Source organism: Embleya sp. NPDC005575, from assembly GCF_040605455.1.
GTDB lineage: Bacteria > Actinomycetota > Actinomycetes > Streptomycetales > Streptomycetaceae > Embleya.
Genome location: NZ_JBEXCV010000096.1, coordinates 19,739 through 35,896, shown reverse-complemented (window position 1 = coordinate 35,896; position 16,158 = coordinate 19,739). Strand labels below are relative to the sequence as shown.

Below are 16,158 nucleotides of genomic sequence, written 5' to 3'. Positions count from 1 at the left end.
GCGCTCGGGCGGCACCGCCGCGTTCGGCGCACCGGCCGTACCGCCGCAGACACCGCCGCTGGTCGGCCCCGGCCGGCCCTCGCACGACCCCTACGGCGCGTCCCCGACGCAACCGCCGCTGTATCGCGACACTCCGACGTCGGGTGCGCACGGCGTCCCGCCGCAGCCCTCCGGGCAGTACGGAGCGCCCTCAGGGCAGTATGGGGCGCCTTCGGGCCAGTACGGGGCGCCCTCCGGCCAGTACGGCGCACCCTCGGGGCAATACGGCACCGCCGGGCAGGGCCACCCGACGAATCAGCATCAGGCGCCCACCGCCCACGGCGCCCACACCCCGCCGCCCACCGGTCGGGCTGCGGCCCGGCAGGGCGGGTCCGGCGGCGGCGCCGGTCGCAGGCGGCTGCTCGTCGTGGTCGGCGGCGTGGCGGCGGTCCTGGCGATCGGGGTCGGCGCGGTTTTCGTGCTGCGTGGTGGTGGCGGCGACGAGGAGAAGAAGAAGCCGGCGGCGAAGAAGAGTTCGACCACCGAGACGCCCAGGCTGACCGGCAAGGGCGGCCCCTTCACCCAGGACATCAAGGGGATGAAGTTCGCCGTGCCGGCCACGTGGGAGCTCATGCAGGTCAGCGACACCGAGGTGTGCGTGCTGCCGAGCGCGACGCCCGCCGCGCTGCGCACCACGTGCGAGCGTGCGGGCCTGCGGATCTGGGTCGGCAAGAACAGCGAGCGCAAGGTCGACTTCAAGAATCAGGCGGGCTGGACCCTCGGTGCGAAGCCGACCTGTGTGACCCGGACCGGCGACGCGGTGGAGCCGACCAGCAAGAGCGACGGGAAGAAGTACGTCGACCCCGGCAAGGGCAGCCTGACGTTCGAGTACGCGTCCTACGGCGTGACCTGCACGAGCGGCGACTCGTTCCAACCGCAGCTGTGGTGGCTGCCGCAGTCGATGATCTCGTTCTCCACGGCGGGGTTGTCCCGCGAGTACGACGCGGACCTGAACAAGATCCTGGCGTCGGTGAGCGTGGCGGGTTACAAGAAGCCCGCGTAACCCGCCACGCCGAGCCGGAACAAGGCACCGGACGAAGGGCCGGAGCGCGGTCCTAGAAGTCGGGCGCAGCGGCGACCGGCAGGAACGGGTTCTCCGGTCCGGCCGGGAACGAGCTCCAGCTCTGCTCCTCGTACAGGTTCATCAACTCGTGCTCGGACTCCTCGGTGTCCGGCCACTCGGCGTTGACGACCACGTGTACCGAGGGTTGGGGATACTGCTCCCACCACTGGACTATGTGGCCCTCGCCGTCCACGGGAACCGGGTGGTGCTCGACCCGGTGGACCATCATGTACGGACCGCCGGTCCACGGCCCTATGTGCGCGCCGCCCAGCGGGATCGCCGAGATCGAGTCGCCGCCGCGCGGCAGAGCCGGTCCGGCGAAGTCGCCCGAGAGCAACGAGCCCACGTACCCCGTCGGGGGACGGTCCGGTGGGACGTCCTGGTAGAAGTCCACCCGGACCCTGTACCGGATCACTCGCGTCCCCTCCGCTTCCACTTCGTGTCGTGCTCGCATCGAGCCCGGCCGGCTTGTTGCGATCGGTAATACGTATACCAGCCGGCGATGGGTTCCGTTCCGGCGATCGTGTGGGGGCTGGACTTCCCGACGGGGCGCGGGCAGGATCACGCGCACCGGACGCGGCAGGCAGCGCCCGGATTTCTCCGTGCGCCCACCCTCGCCGGGACGATGCGGGGAGGCACGATGGGTGGCACCCGGGACGAGGCGGCGGCACTCGCACGGAGCGGACCGGTCGGCGACGATGTCGGCGCCCGGGTGCGCCGATTCACCGAGTGGGCGCCGGTCGCCGCGGTGTTCACCGACGAGGTGCGCGTACGCGACCACGTGGTCGGTTTCGTCGAGGGCAGGCACGCGTTGAGCGCGTACATCCGAGACGGCGTCGGGCGTTCGCCGTTCAGGCGATACCGGGTCCGGCTGTGGATCATCGACAGCAACCGCGTCTCGACGGTGTTGCGCGCCGAGGGACCATCCGGCGGCTTGGACGTCAACGTGGTGCTGCACTACGCGGGCGGGCGCCGCTGGTCGTATGTGGAGATCGTGTACAACCCGCAGGAGATCCCCCGCCCCGGGGCCTGACAGGGTGTCGGTTCATGGACGACGTACAGCGGCTGCCGGCCCATGAACAAATCCGTCAACTCGCCGCGCGCTACGCGCTGGCCCTGGACAGCCGGGACCTGGACGCGCTGTGCGGGCTGTTCGTGCCCGATGTGCGGGTGAGTCGAGAGGAGCACGGACGCGCCGCCTTGCGGGCCTTGTTCGCGGCCCAGCTGGCTCCGCTCGGGGTGACCATCCTCAATGTCGGCACGCACGTGATCGACCTGCTGGACGCGGAGCACGCGACCGGACACGTGTATTGCAAGGCCGAGATCCAGGAGGGGCCGCGCTGGTTGCACCAGGCGATCCTGTACCGCGACGTCTACGAAAGACGGGACGGCGTGTGGTACTTCGCACGCCGTCGGCACGACCTGTGGTACGGCGCGAACGTCGGCGCGAACCCCGCGGGACTGCCGCCGGCGAACTGGCCGGAGCGCTCCTTCGGCTCGGGTACGGTGCCCGCCATCTGGGAGACGTGGCGGGAGTTCCATCGATCCCCGGACGAGCCGGCCGGATCGGGTTCCGTCGAGGGATGACGGGGCAGGCGAGGAGCAACCGGTTACTCGGCGGCAGACTGCCTACTCGGCGGCAGGAAGGTCGGCCATGGCGCGCGACAGACTTCCGGACGGCGCGAGAAACGCGGCGGCGCGTACCGGCGTGCTCCTGGCGCTGACCATCGTCGCGGCGATGGTCGCCCTGCTCGGCGTCTGGGCGCACACCTGGTTCTGGGTGTGGGCGATGCTCTTCGTCGGCCTGGGCATGCTCGGCATGGCGTGGAGCGCGCTGGAGATTTTGATCGCGCTCCAGGTGGCGGAGGAGCAGCAGGACCGGGACCTGGGTGTCTATCAGGTCCGGCCGGTCGAGATGCGTCCTCGGCGGCGCACCGGCCGCTGATTCGGGCCCGGGCGAGCGCGGCCGGGGCGCGGCACCGGGATCGGCGCCGCGCCCCGTGGGGTGCCGGCGGTCAGGGGACGATGCGTTCGACCGCGGCCGGGCCCAGTTCGGCCAGCCGGCGGCGGGCCTCCTCGATGTTCTTCTCGGTCAGATCCTTGCCCTCCGCGAGCACCAGGTCCTCGGGGTCGACAGGCGTCTCGGCGCCACTGCGCAGGTCCATCCGCGGCCGGTCGCCCTCGGGGATCTCGTCCACGGGAATCCGCTCGTCACTCATCTCGCCATCCTTCGTTCGGGAGTGGGGTCGGTGCCCCCGCACCGCACCCGACTACCCGTTGCGCCGGGAGCGGGAACGCGTCGACCATCGCCAACATCGGGCTCTCGGCCGATCCCGCCCCCGACTGCACCGCCGCGCCGGTGAGCGGGATCCCGCGCCAAACTTTTTATACAGACGTCCTAGACAAGTGTCTTACACGCTCGTACAGTTCCTGTCATGACCTCCACCCCAGCCAAGGCCGGCCGCAAGGAATGGATCGCCCTGACGGTCCTGCTCCTCCCACTTCTGCTCGTGTCGATGGACATGGGCGTGCTGTACTTCGCGCTTCCCTTCATCAGCGAGGACCTCGAACCCACGGCTCCGCAGCAGTTGTGGATGATGGACGTCTACGGCTTCCTGCTCGCGGGCCTGCTGATCACCATGGGCGCGCTCGGCGACCGGATCGGGCGGCGCCGATTGTTGCTGATCGGCGCGGCGGCCTTCGGGGCCACCTCGGTGGCCGCGGCCTTCGCGAACAGCCCCGAGATGCTGATCGCCACCCGCGCGCTGCTCGGCGTGGCCGGGGCCACGCTGATGCCCTCGACGCTGGCCCTGATCCGAAACATGTTCCACGATCCCGCCCAGCGGCGGACCGCGATCGGGGTGTGGACCGCCGCACTGACCGCGGGTGCCACCCTCGGTCCGGTGGCGGGCGGCCTGTTGCTCGAGCACTTCTGGTGGGGCTCGGCGTTCCTGCTCAACGTGCCCGCGATGGTGCTGCTGCTCGCGGTCGGCCCGTTCCTGCTCCCGGAGTTCAAGGACGCCGCCGCCGGTCGGCTGGACCTGGTCAGCGCCGGGCTCTCGCTGGTGGCGGTGCTCACCGTGATCTACGGGATCAAGGAGATCGCGGCCGAGGGCGTCGCGCCGCTCCACCTGGTCAGCATCGTGGTCGGCCTGGTCGTGGGCTGCCTCTTCGTCCGCCGCCAGCGCACCATCGCCAACCCGCTGATCGACCTCGAACTGTTCCGTAACCGGGCCTACAGCGCCTCGATCGCGGTCAACGTGATCGCGAGCATCGCGATGCTGGGCTCCGCGCTGTTCAACACGCAGTACATGCAACTCGTGCTCGGCATGCGGCCGTTGGAAGCGGCGCTGTGGTCGCTGACGGTGATGCCCGTCATCATGGTCGCGCTCACCGTGTCCGGCATCCTGGCCAAGCGGGTGCGGCCCGGATACCTGATCGGTGCGGGACTGCTGCTCGCGGTGGCCGGATTCCTGGTGATGAGTGCGGCCCGGCCGGGCTCGCCGCTGGTGCTGGTGCTGGCGGGTGCGGGGCTGGTGGCCGCCGGGGTGCTGATCGCGACCACGCTCACCGCCGAGATGATCCTGACCGCCGCGCCGCCGGAGCGGGCCGGTGCGGCGGGGGCCACCTCGGAGACCGGCAGCGAACTGGGCGGGGCGCTGGGCATCGCGATCCTGGGCAGCATCGCGGACGCGGTGTATGGGCGGGACATGCGGGACGCGACCCTGGACGGGGTGCCCGCCGACGCGGCGCACGCCACCAACGACACGCTCGCGGCGGCGAGTGCGACCGCCGAGCGGCTCTCGGGCCAGGCCGGCGATCAACTCCTGGACACCGCGCGGCACGCCTTCACGCACGGCATGCAGTACGCCACCCTGAGCGGCGCGGTCCTGCTGACACTGGCCGCGATCGTCGCCACCGCCCTGCTGCGCGGGGTGCCGGTCGCCGTCGAGGCCGAGGCCGAGGCGCAGGCGAAGACGGAGGCGGAGGCGGAAACGGACGTGCGGGCGCAGGCCGCCGGGTCCGCCGCCTCGGTCGAGGAAGAGCCGGTTCGTACGCACTGACCAGGCGCCCATCCACACCGCCCGTGGTGGAGGCGGGCGGCGAAAGACACCCGAAGGCGACCCCGCGAGGGGTCGCCTTTGTGGTGAATGCGGGAAATGCCGAAGGGTGAAAGCCGATGACGTGCAGGCGGGCGGATAAACGCGCCCGATCAGGTCGAATCGGCATTGAGTCTCACCATTTCGGGCGAGGTGTCACACCGAAAGCCTTTGCCCACAAGTTTTCCACAGGATGTGGATCTTCCTTGTGGAAGATCAGCGGGCTGCCCGGCTCCGGCTGTGGATAAACGTCTCCAGTTCGAGGTTTTCGGCATCCGAGAAGACCCGGTGCGGAATGGTCACCGCCTGGGTGGGACCGAACTCGAAGATCCACTGGGTGTCCACCCGGCGCACCTTGCGGAAGGTGTCCCACGGGGTCGCGCTGCGGCTGCCGCCGAGCGTGGTCACGAACTCCTCGTCGGTGAGCGTGACCTCACACGGAACTCCGTGCATGTGCTTGTTCTGCCGGGCGGCCTGGATCGGCGCCCAGAACCGCAGCGCGAGCATCGCGACACCGAAACCGACGAACGCGAGCGGCCACAACACGGTCGTACCGGACAGCAACGCCTTCGTCACCAGGACGACGCCCAGCACCGAGAGCACCGCCCCGGCCCCGAACAGGCCCCGGAAGAGGCCGCGCCGAAAGGCGAGCACGCCCTCCGCGATATCGCCCTCGGTCGGAACGTAGGTGGTCGAGATATGCACCCGGCCATGGTCGCATGCGGGCCGGCCCGGGCCGGCTACGGCTGCGATTCCCCGGATTCGGTGGGCGCCGCCTCGGGCGGCGCCGGCTGCGGGGTGTCGCCGGGGCGGGCGTACCACATGGGCGGGCCCAGTGGGCCGGGCTGCGCGGGCACGGCGCCGGCGCCCGCCGCCGGCGGGCCCCACGGTGCGCCGGGCTGCGCGGCCGGGTCGCTCCACGGACCGTTGGCCGCGTGCCGGGGCGGCTCCCACGGCACGGGTGCGCCGTACGGCAGCGGGGCGCCCCAGGCGGGATGCGCGGCCGGATGCCGACCCGGCGGCACCCACCCGGGCGGCGGTGGGCCGAACGGTGCCGTGCCCGGCGGCGGCCCCCAGCCGGTCGGCGCCCCGTATGGCGCGGTTCCGTACGGCGCAGTGCCCGGTGGGCCGAACGGCAGCATCCCCGGCGCCCACCCGGGCGGCGGCTTGATGTAGCGCCACCTCGGCGACGGCATCGTGTGGTCGATGACCCGGCCCAGGATCGGCTTCGCGGCCCATAGCCGGTTCAGTAGCTCCTGCTCCTGCTCCGGGTACTCCGGGGCCGGACCTCTGCGCGAGCGGCTCGCGCGCCGGCGCAGTTCGGCGAGCAGCGTGGCGTCCGCCTGATACGCGCGCAGTCGCGCCGCCCCGGTCGGGCCGAGCATGGCCTTCGCGGTCCGCAACGCGCGCGAGCGGTCGGCCATCGAGGACAGGAGCAGCGGCTCGTGCGGTCGGAACCAGCCCGCCGCGACGTAGCCCGGCAACTCGTCCTCGACCGCGCGCAACTGGTCGCGTCGCACGATCACCACGTACCAGACGAGCCCGCCCAGGATCGGCATCATGACCAGGAAGTACACCCCGAGGAAGGCCAGGCCCTGGGTGGCCGAGCCGTTCCAGGCCGCGTGCAGGCCGACCGCGCACACGTAGCCGCCGAGCGGGAGCAGGATCTGCGCCGGTCGGGAGCGGGCCGCAAGCGAGAGGCCGAAGCCGATGCCGATCATCGAGGTGAACAGCGGATGGGCGAACGGCGACATGATGCCGCGGGCGATGAAGGTGCCCCACGTGGTGCCCAGACCGTCGCCACTGTCCTCGCTCGCGGCGAACTCACGGCCGAAGTACAGGATGTTCTCGGTGAACGCGAAGCCCGCCGCGCTGACCGCCGCCGGGATCAGTCCGTCCAGGACGCCGCGGAAGCTCTGCCGGATGGTCAGGAACAGGAGCAGGACCGCGAGCCCCTTGACGCACTCCTCGACCACGGGCGCCACGATGGTCAGCCCGAGCAGCTCGGCGTCCTCTTCCCCCTTGAGATCCATCAGCTTGTCGAAGGACCAACTGTTCGCGAGCAGCGCCACGAGCGCGCCGGCGCACGAACCCCACGCGAACGCGAAGAGCAGGCTCTTCCCCGGCAACGGCCGGACCCGGCCCAGCCACACGATCGCGCTCACCACCAGCGGAGCGGGCACCAGGGCCAACAACGCCCCGACGAGCAGTCCCTGTACGCCGATGGTGTCGCCGAGCATGACCGCGACGGCCACCGCACAGCCGAGCAGCGCGGTGACGAGCACGGTTATTCGCGCGGTCTGATTCGCCGCGAGCGTGCGCAGCCGCGACTTCTCGACCGGCCCGGGCTCGTACAGGGCGAACTCGTACGCGGCCCGGTCCGGGGGGACGGGACCGGCCGGCGCGTCGGGTCCTTGCGATGCGTCCATATGGGGTGACGATAACGCCGCGCGGTGGCGCGGTGCCCCTCTCTCGGGTCGGCTGTGACGTGGTCGGTACCGGCCGGCCGACGCGGTCGCCAGGGGCTGCCTTGGTGGGCGGAGACCGGGTTCGGGCCGACGCCCGGCTCAGCGGCGCCGGAAGAGCAGATCCGCGACCACGTGGCCCTTGTCCAGTCCCTGCTGTTCGAAGCGCGTGACCGGTCGCCAGGTCGGCCGGGGTACGTAGCCGTCGACAGTGTTGACCAGTTCGGGCTCGCCGGAGAGCACTTCGAGCATCCATTCCGCGTAGTGCGCCCAGTCGGTCGCGCAGTGCAGAACTCCGCCCGGCACCAGTCGCGACGCTGCCAGCGCGGCGAACGCGGGCTGGATCAGCCGGCGCTTGTGATGGCGGGTCTTGGGCCACGGGTCGGAGAAGAAGACCCGGATGCCCGCGAGGCAGGCCGGCGGCAACATGTCCCGGAGCAACTCGATCGCGTCGCCGTTGGCCACCCGTATGTTCGTCAGGCCACGGCGCTCGGCGTCGTGCAGCAGGCTGCCCTGACCCGGGGTGTGCACGTCGATGGCGAGCACGTTGGTGCCCGGGTCGGCCTCGGCCATCGCCGCCGTCGCCTCGCCCATGCCGAAGCCGATCTCCAGCACCACCGGGCGGTCGTCGCCGAACAACTCGCCGAGGTCGAGCCGACGGTCCGCTACGTCGAAACCCCACCGTTCCCACAGCCGATCCAGCGCGTCGCGCTGGGCGAGCGTGACCCGGCCCCGCCGCGGGGTGAAGCTGCGCACGGTCGCGAGATGAGGGATCGGGCGATCGGTGGTCGAGACGCCGGAGACGGTCGAGGCGCCGGGAAGAGGGGACATAAGACAAGGATTTTACGGCGAATCCCGGGGTCGGCGGATCGTCGGGGGAACACCGGGCATCGGCGACCGTGGCCCCGGCAGCCCCGGCAGCGTCGATCCGGTGGGCACGGGCGGTGCTCCCGGCGGGCCCGTCGGCGTTGTCGGGCGCAGTCGAAACACCGCCCAGAACAGCACCGAAGCGACCAGGAAGGCGCCGAATATCCACACCGCGCGCAGCGGTGCAGGCGCAGCGGCTGGTACTCGACCAGCGCGTTGAGGCCCGTTCGGCTCGGCTGGGGCGTAGAACGTGGTGACGAAGCGGCCGTCCCACAAGAGCCTGCCGCCGTGCGTCGCGGTGGCCGGCCGTCAGCGCAGGTCCGTCCAGACGGTGACGATGCCGTCCAGGGCCGGTTCGAGCACCAGCCGCCTGCTCGCCGGGTTCGCCGGCGGCGGCCCCGGGGCCGGGAAGCCTGTTCGGGTTGCCGGGCTCGGTCGGCGGATAGTCGAACGTGGTCTGGGCCATCGGCGCCGGGAATGCCTCTTTGCGGTTCGTGCACACCGTGCGGAAGCCCTGGTGGCCGACGTAGATGGGCGGATCCCGTGTCGCTCAGCGGCCGGCGAGGGCACCCAACCGCTCCGCGACCCGAGCGGCGATCTCGTCGCCGATCGGCAGCGACGCGGTCGCGGCGGGCGAGGGCGCGTTCAGTACGTGGATCGTGCGCGGTCCGCCGGTGATCAGGAAGTCGTCGACCAGTTCGCCGTTCGGGCGGACCGCCTGCGCACGCACTCCCGCCGGTGCCCGGACCAGGTCGTTCGCGGTGACCTCGGGTAGCAGCCGCTGCACCTCGCGCACCATCGCGGGCTTGGCCACCGAGCGCAACAACTCGCCCGCGCCGTACCGCCAGTGCCGGCGCGCGATGTGCCACATGCCCGGGTAGGCCAGGGTCGCGGCCAGCTCGCGCGGCGCGATCCGCGACCACGAGTAGCCCTCGCGACGCAGCGCCAGGACCGCGTTCGGCCCCACGTGCACATCACCGTGGATGCCCCGGGTCAGGTGTACGCCCAGGAACGGGAAGGCCGGATCGGGCACCGGGTACACCAGCCCGCGCACCAGTCCGCGTCGCGAGGGCACCAACTCGTGGTATTCGCCGCGGAAGGGCACGATCCGCACCGGCGGCGGGTCGCCCGCCAGCGTGGCGATCCGGTCGCTGTACAGCCCCGCGCAGTTGACCAGGACCCGCCCGCGCAACTCGCCGAGTCGGGTCTGCACGACCACCGCGTCCGGGTGTACGGCGAGGTCGACCACGCCCGCGCCGGTGCGCAGCGCGACGCCGCGATCGTGCAGCAGGTCGACCAGGGTGCGGCAGACCCGGGCGTAGTCGACGATGCCGGTGGAGGCCACGTGCAGACCGCCGACGGACAACACGTGCGGCTCGCGTTCGCGAACCTGCTCGGTGGTCAGCTCGGTGACCGGCACGCCGTTCGCCCGCCCGCGCTCGAACAACGTCCGCAGGCGCGGGAGTTCATGCACGCTGGTGGCTACCACGAGCTTGCCGGTGACCTCGTGCGCGATGTCGTGCCGGGCGCAGAAGTCAGTCATCCGGCGCGCGCCCTCGACGGCGAAGCGGGCCTTGAGACTGCCCGGCCGGTAGTACAGGCCGGAGTGGATCACCCCCGAGTTGCGGCCGGTCTGGTGGACCGCCCAGGAGGTCTCCTTCTCGACCACGGCCACGGTGCGCCCGGGGTCGCGTTCGGTGAGCGCGTACGCGGTGGCCAGACCGACGATCCCGCCGCCGATCACCACCACGTCGTAGGTCAACGTCATGAGCACACCTCCGGCCTCGGACCCACCCTAGGGTGTGCGACCCGGGCCCGGGACGGGGTTGCCCCAGGGTGTGCGCCGTCACCGGCCGCGGCGCCACCTTGCCGGGGACCACCACGCGGTGGACGGTGCGGGTGCCGCGGCCGGCGCGAGGGCGGGCTCGGGCGTCGGTGGTGCGAGCGCCGGTGCCGGTGCGGGCTCTGGTGTCGGTGTCGGCGGTGTGGGAGCCGGCTCCGAAGTCGGGGTCGGTCGGGTGGAGGGGGCGGGCCAGGGAGCGCCGCCGTGGATCGGGTCGTCGGGGGTGAAGGCGACCGGCAGGGTGGCGAGGGCGCGAATCCACGGGGAGGGGCGCCAGGTGAGCGCGTCCTGCGGGACGGCGAGGTGCAGGTCGGGCAGCCGGTCGAGCAGCGTGTCCACGGCGGTCTTCGCGATCAATCGTGCGTGGTCCTGGGCGGGACACATGTGCGGGCCGCCGCCCCAGGCCAAGTGAGCTCGATTGCCCGCCAGTTCGGTGTCGGCCGTGCGGACCGCGGGGTCGGCGTTGGCGGCTGCGATGCCCAGCAGCAGGAAGTCGCCGCTGCGAATCAGGGTGCCGCCGAGCATGGTGTCCCCGGTGGCCCAGCGGCCGGCCGCGTTCTGCATCGGTGGGTCCTGCCACAGCACCTCGTCGAGCGCCTCGTCGGTGGTGCGGCGGCCGCCGGTGAGGGACGCGTGCAGGGTGTGGTCGGTCAGCAGGACGCGCAGCGAGTTGCCGATCCAGTTGGCGGTGGGCTCGGTCGGGGTGATCACGAGCAGGTCCTCGATCACCTCGGCATCGGTCAGCCCGGCGGGGTGCGCGATCATCCAGGACGTGACGTCCGCGCCCGGGGCGATCCGCTTGGCCGCGACCAGGTCGGTCATCATCCGGTGGAAGACCACCTGATGCGCGAGCGCGTCCGGGCCGCCGTCGAACATGCCGTTGATCGCCCGGACCAGGTGCGGTCCGTCCGGGGCGGGCATGCCGACCATTCGGCCCATCGCCAACAGCGGCAGCCGCTGCGCGTACTCGGTGAGCAGGTCGGCCTCACCCCGGGCGACGAACGTGTCGATCAGCGAGTCGGCCATGTGCTCGATCTCGCCGCGCAGGGCCCGCCGATCGACCCGGCCCAGGCTGTGCCCGACGGCCGCGCTGCGTCGCCGGTGCTCGGGGCCGTCGGTGCACAGGATCGACGGGCGATACTCGACCATCGGTGACAACGGCCAGTCGGCCGGGACCAGGCCCTCGTTCCGATCGCGCCACAACCGCGAGTCGTGCGAGAACCGGTCCGGATCACGCAGCACGGCCAGCAGTTCGGCGTACCCCAGGACCAGCCACGCCCGCACGCCGCCGTCCAGCACGACCGGTGCCACCGGGCCGTGCCGTTCGCGCAGTTCGCGGTACACCCCGGCCGGGTCGCTCTCGAAGCGTGGGCCGGACAGGACCGCGAACGGACAGCCGGATCTCTCGGTCATCTCAGGACACATCCCGCTCTGCCGCTGCCACGGCTGTCGCCGGCGCATATAGGCCACCCCGGTGGGCGGCCCGCCCCTCTACGGCCCGGAACCATATCGTGCCCGCGGCGGGCTGCCACCGGTTCGAATCGCACACGAACCGCCTTTTCCCGTAGGGAAATCGATCCCCGACCCGAGCGTCTCGGCCGGGCACCCGCGCTCGGGTTCGGCCGGTCGTCGCGGCAATTGGTCGTGGGCGCGGTCGCGATGGCGTACAGTTGGATCTACCGACGCGGGGTGGAGCAGCTCGGTAGCTCGCTGGGCTCATAACCCAGAGGTCGCAGGTTCAAATCCTGTCCCCGCTACTTGGACCACAGGCCCGACATGAAAATGTCGGGCCTGTGGTGTTTCCCGAGGTCGTTCGCCGGGCCGAGGACGATCCGGTGGCGGATCAGACGGTGATTCCGCCGACGAGTCCGGCCCGTTCGGTGAAGTCCTTGACCGCGCGCACGTCGGCGTACGGCTTGAGGCCGATCATCAGATCGTTGAGGTAGGCCGCGTTGCGCGACGAGTGCACCCGGTCGGCGATCTCCAGCGCCTGCCTGCCGGTCGCGCATGCCGCCTCGATCTCGCCCGCGCGCAGCTCGGCCTGCGCCCCCACGGCCAGCCGCAGTCCGTGCGAACGCTGGTACGCCTCGCCGCGCAGGCCCGCGAGCGCCTGCACGGTGAAGTACCGGGTGCGCTCGGGCACGCCCAGGTCGCGGTAGCACTCGGCGCCGTCCGCGCACAGCCGGTCCCACGTGAAGAAGTCGATCCATTCCGGGTCGGCGTCGCCCGGGCGGGCCCGCTCCAGGTGCGCCTCGGCCGCGTTGAGCGCGCGCCCGCAGCCCGCCGCGTCGCCGGCGCGGGCCTGGGCGCGGGCCTCGACCAGGTGCAGGAAGCCGGTCACCCGGGAGGTCGCGATGCCCTTGTTCCGCTCGATGGCGGCCTGGGCCAGGTCGACCGCGATGTCGGGGTTGCCGCGGTAGGTCGCCTGCAGGCTCATCGACGCGAGCACGTAGCCGCCGAGCGGTACGTCCGCCGCCGCGCGGGCCAGCCGCAGGGCCTGGATGTAGTAGCGCTGCGCGACCTCGTGTCGGCCGGTGTCGAAGGCCATCCACCCGGCCAGCCGGGAGAGTTCGGAGGTGGCGCCGAACAGCCTGCGACCCACGTCGTCGTGGTAGCTGCCACGCAGCAGCGGGGTCGCGTCGCAGCGCAGACACTCCGGCACCATCGACGCCCGCCAGTCGCCGCCGCCGTACTTGCTGTCCCAGCGCCGGGCCTCCTCGGCCGCCTCGCGCAACTTGGTCACATCGCTGTGTCCCACGTGCGGTCCGGCGCCGCGATGCTCGGCGCGGGCGTCCGCGGGGGTGATCAACCAGCGGGCCATCGGGGTGCCATACGCGGTGACGGCGAACGTCCCGGCGAGCAACTCGCGTCGATTCACGTGGTCGTGCCTCCACAGGTCGGTGGCGGTGCGAACTGCCTCCCCGACGTCGCGTGGGAAGGCCAGGCCGAGATCGGGATCCACCGGCCGACTGTCGTCAAGGCCGATCTCCTCCAGCGGCACCGGGCGGCCGAGGCGCTCGGCGAGCACGGCCGCGATCAGGTGCGGCACGGGGCCCTGCGGAGTCATCCCCTTGCCCACCCAGCGGGCCACGGAGGTCTTGTCGTAGCGGAGGGAGAGACCGCGCCGGGCGCCCAGGTCGTTGACCCGACGGGCGAGCCCGGCATTGCTGACCCCGGCGACGCCGAGCAACTCACCGAGCCGGTCGTTGGGTCCGCGCTCGCGCGGGGTCCTAGAGCGACCGTCGGCGGGCTCCGGGGGGTTGGTGGAGGCGCGGAGGGTACCGGGGTGCTCGTGGTGCGCCTGCTCGGCGCCGGCCGGGAAATCGCCGAAGGAGCCGTCGGACCCGGCGCCGACGCCTCCGCTCACTACCCCCGGATCCGGGACCTCCCGGTCCCCGTCATCGGGACTCGAACGCCCCGACTGATCCTGCTTGGGACTGCCGCGCATAGTTTGCCCCCAAAGGCAACCCTCCGTCCGCCTCAGCGTAACCGGACCGGCCATCCGCGGTAAGGGAGATATTCGCCAATCCGAGATGTCACGCGACCCGATTTCACGGCTCGCTCCCGGTCGTGCCGCCGCCGAGGCAACCCTTGACCAAGCCATCGCCAAGTCCGGCTCGCAATCATTGACAGAACGTACTTGACGCCGCGTCAGTACACAGGCACGGTCAAAAGGCACCATGCGCCGGGTGTGTGTCCCCGTGCGCCGTCGGATGCGCTCTACTCAGGCTTGCCTAACCTTGGTTCGATGGAAGCGTCGGAGCACGTACGGCCGGTATCCATGGTGGTTTGTGCGGGGCCGTAACCCGAAGGGGGTCGAGATGCGCTGGTTCGCAGGGACGTCGGAGAGTCGGAGCGTGACCCGGCCGACCGGGGCCAGGACGCTGTGGGATGGCTCCGATCCGCTGTGGCTGGTGGGGAATTGGCCCGCGGACGAGGTCCGGGTGGTCAGCCGGGGCGGAATGCGGATGGCGGTGCTGGGCGTGTGCGGCGCCACCGACGCCGAGCTCGAGGTCGGCCTCGCGGTCGCCCGAGGCGGCGCGTTGCGACACCTGACCGGGTGGGCCGGCAGTTACCACGTGGTGCTGCGTACCGGCCTGCGCACGGTGGTGCTCGGCGATCTCGCGGGCGTGCGCCAGGTGTTCCACACCGAGCCGGCCGACGGCGTGGTCTATGCCTCGCACGCGCTCCCGCTTGCCGACCTGACCCGGGCCGGCCTGGACACCGAGGCGTTCGCGGCCCGTCTGGCCTGCCCCGACGTGCCCGAACTGGTGTCCGGACGCTCGATGTTCGCGGGGGTGAACCGGCTCGAACCCGGCCACGCCCTGGACGTCGCGCACGGCGTGGCCCGAGTGCGGCTCTACGAACAGCACCGCTCCCCGCTCGACTTCCCCGGCGCGGCCGACGCGCTGGGCCGGGCACTGTCCGACGCGGTCGGCCGACGAGTGGCCGGATCCAAGCGCCCCGGCGCGGATCTGTCCGGCGGACGGGACTCGGCGGTGCTCGCGCTGCTGGGCGCCCGCTCGGTGGCGATGGCCAAGACGCGCGACCTGATCGCGGTCACGTGGGCCGAACCGTGCGCCCCCGGCGACCCGGAGTCCGCGGCCGACATCGTCGCCCGCTCGGCGCGGCTGCGTCACCTGGTCGTCCCGGGTGACGTCGACCACCTGCCCTACACCGGCCTGGAGGACGTGCTCAGCGGTGCGGTGATGCCCGACGAACCGGGCTTCTCACTGATCGGAATGTCCCGAACCACCCGTACGTTCAACGCCATTCGCGACGCCGGCATCGACATGCACATCACCGGCTACGGCGGTGACGCGGTGCTGGGCACCCCGCTCGCCTACCTCGCCGACCTGGCCATGGACCGGCGCCGGATGACCACCGCCCGGCACGCCCGCACCTGGGCGCGCAACCTGGGCATGCGCGGCCACGACCTCGCGGGCACCGCGAACCGGGTCGCCCGCACCACCTTCCCCCAAGCACTCGACCAACTCGCTGAGGTCTTCGCGGGATCCGGCCGGGTGGACGCGGGTCCGGCCGCCGCGATCGCGTGGTGTACCGCGGCCCCCACGGCGGTCTGGACGACGCCGGACATGCGCCGCCGTCTCGCCATGTCGCTGCGCCGCCTCGCGGGCGAGTCGGTGGTCTCCGCCGGATCCGTAGTCGCCGCGGACCCGGCGGTCCATGGTCGCCCGGGGGACCGTGCCGCATGGGTCGCGGTCCGCCGGGCGGCGGACCGCCAACGCGCCTGCCAACAACTCGCCGAGCGCATCGGCGTACGGGTCCAGGCGCCCTATCTGGACACCGCCGTGGTGCGTGCCGGACTGTCGCTGCCGGCGTGGGCACGGGATCGGGACGACGGACCCAGGGCACTGCTCACCGCGGCCGTGCAGGGTCTGATCCCGCGACACACCCTCGGCACGGTGCACCGGGCCGACTACACCGAGGCCGAGCGACGCGGGCTGCGCCTGAACGCGGGCGTGCTGCGCGACCTGTTCGCCGACCCGCTGCTGGCCGAGTTGGGCGTGCTCGACCCGGTCGAGGTACGCCACACCCTCGACCACGCGATCGGCGGCCCGAACCTCGGCAAGGGCGACTCGGCCACCCCTCACCCCGACGTCCCCTTGGGCGCGCTCGCCGACATCGTCTCGGCCGAATTGTGGCTGCGCGGCGTCTGGGAGGGCCGAGTGATGCGCTGGGACGCAACCCCGAGCTCGGCCCCGGGCGTGCGAATCGCGGCGGTCGCGTAGGCCGCGAGCACGGACCGACACCCCCAAC

At 71.9% G+C, this 16,158-nt stretch carries 13 protein-coding genes, 1 tRNA gene and 1 pseudogene; 7 read left to right on the top strand and 8 right to left on the bottom strand.

Annotation, left to right across the window (positions count from 1 at the left end; translation table 11 throughout):
* Positions 1-1,042, top strand: a pseudogene (locus tag ABZS54_RS27665) (hypothetical protein); the annotation flags it as partial.
* Positions 1,043-1,094: 52 nt separating this feature from the next.
* On the opposite strand, the gene ABZS54_RS27660 reads toward ABZS54_RS27665, so the two are convergent.
* Positions 1,095-1,517, bottom strand: a complete 423-nt coding sequence (locus ABZS54_RS27660; protein ID WP_355541638.1) for a hypothetical protein — start codon at positions 1,515-1,517, stop codon at positions 1,095-1,097.
* Positions 1,518-1,742: 225 nt separating this feature from the next.
* On the opposite strand from ABZS54_RS27660, the gene ABZS54_RS27655 reads away from it, so the two are divergent.
* The 3 genes from ABZS54_RS27655 to ABZS54_RS27645 all read left to right on the top strand — a co-directional run bounded on the left by ABZS54_RS27655 (position 1,743) and on the right by ABZS54_RS27645 (position 3,047).
* Complete coding sequence (locus tag ABZS54_RS27655) at positions 1,743-2,135, top strand: nuclear transport factor 2 family protein (RefSeq protein ID WP_355541635.1); 393 nt, start codon at positions 1,743-1,745, stop codon at positions 2,133-2,135.
* A gap of 14 nt (positions 2,136-2,149) precedes the next feature.
* Positions 2,150-2,689, top strand: coding sequence for a nuclear transport factor 2 family protein (locus tag ABZS54_RS27650; protein WP_355541632.1), 540 nt, complete (start codon positions 2,150-2,152; stop codon positions 2,687-2,689).
* A 67-nt stretch (positions 2,690-2,756) separates the two neighbouring features.
* Positions 2,757-3,047, top strand: a complete 291-nt coding sequence (locus ABZS54_RS27645; RefSeq protein ID WP_355541629.1) for a hypothetical protein — start codon at positions 2,757-2,759, stop codon at positions 3,045-3,047.
* A gap of 70 nt (positions 3,048-3,117) precedes the next feature.
* Here the strand turns inward: ABZS54_RS27645 and ABZS54_RS27640 are convergent, their stop codons facing one another.
* Positions 3,118-3,321: a hypothetical protein gene (locus tag ABZS54_RS27640; protein ID WP_355541626.1), complete on the bottom strand. Its 204-nt coding sequence runs from the start codon at positions 3,319-3,321 to the stop codon at positions 3,118-3,120.
* A gap of 216 nt (positions 3,322-3,537) precedes the next feature.
* On the opposite strand from ABZS54_RS27640, the gene ABZS54_RS27635 reads away from it, so the two are divergent.
* Positions 3,538-5,166 (top strand): MFS transporter, encoded by a 1,629-nt coding sequence (locus ABZS54_RS27635; protein ID WP_355541623.1) that lies wholly within the window; start codon positions 3,538-3,540, stop codon positions 5,164-5,166.
* 252 nt (positions 5,167-5,418) lie between these two features.
* Here ABZS54_RS27635 and ABZS54_RS27630 read toward each other — a convergent pair whose 3' ends face one another.
* The 5 genes from ABZS54_RS27630 to ABZS54_RS27610 all read right to left on the bottom strand — a co-directional run bounded on the left by ABZS54_RS27630 (position 5,419) and on the right by ABZS54_RS27610 (position 11,790).
* A complete protein-coding gene (locus tag ABZS54_RS27630) occupies positions 5,419-5,907 on the bottom strand; it encodes a YcxB family protein (RefSeq protein ID WP_355541620.1) in 489 nt (162 codons plus the stop codon).
* A gap of 35 nt (positions 5,908-5,942) precedes the next feature.
* Entirely contained in the window at positions 5,943-7,631 is a 1,689-nt protein-coding gene (locus ABZS54_RS27625; RefSeq protein ID WP_355541617.1) for a PrsW family glutamic-type intramembrane protease, read from the bottom strand.
* 138 nt (positions 7,632-7,769) lie between these two features.
* Complete coding sequence (trmB, locus tag ABZS54_RS27620; RefSeq protein ID WP_355541614.1) at positions 7,770-8,498, bottom strand: tRNA (guanosine(46)-N7)-methyltransferase TrmB; 729 nt, start codon at positions 8,496-8,498, stop codon at positions 7,770-7,772.
* Between the two features lie 586 nt (positions 8,499-9,084).
* Complete coding sequence (gene lhgO, locus ABZS54_RS27615) at positions 9,085-10,302, bottom strand: L-2-hydroxyglutarate oxidase (RefSeq protein WP_355541612.1); 1,218 nt, start codon at positions 10,300-10,302, stop codon at positions 9,085-9,087.
* Positions 10,303-10,380: 78 nt separating this feature from the next.
* Complete coding sequence (locus ABZS54_RS27610; protein ID WP_355541609.1) at positions 10,381-11,790, bottom strand: cytochrome P450; 1,410 nt, start codon at positions 11,788-11,790, stop codon at positions 10,381-10,383.
* 270 nt (positions 11,791-12,060) lie between these two features.
* Between ABZS54_RS27610 and ABZS54_RS27605 the strand changes: the two genes are divergently transcribed.
* Positions 12,061-12,134: transfer RNA gene (locus ABZS54_RS27605), tRNA-Met, on the top strand.
* A gap of 86 nt (positions 12,135-12,220) precedes the next feature.
* Here ABZS54_RS27605 and ABZS54_RS27600 read toward each other — a convergent pair.
* Positions 12,221-13,567 carry an MFS transporter gene (locus tag ABZS54_RS27600; protein ID WP_355541644.1) on the bottom strand — a complete coding sequence of 449 codons (1,347 nt, stop codon included), beginning with the start codon at positions 13,565-13,567 and terminating at the stop codon, positions 12,221-12,223.
* 667 nt (positions 13,568-14,234) lie between these two features.
* On the opposite strand from ABZS54_RS27600, the gene ABZS54_RS27595 reads away from it, so the two are divergent.
* Positions 14,235-16,130 (top strand): asparagine synthase-related protein, encoded by a 1,896-nt coding sequence (locus ABZS54_RS27595; RefSeq protein ID WP_355541606.1) that lies wholly within the window; start codon positions 14,235-14,237, stop codon positions 16,128-16,130.
* Positions 16,131-16,158: the final 28 nt, after the last annotated feature.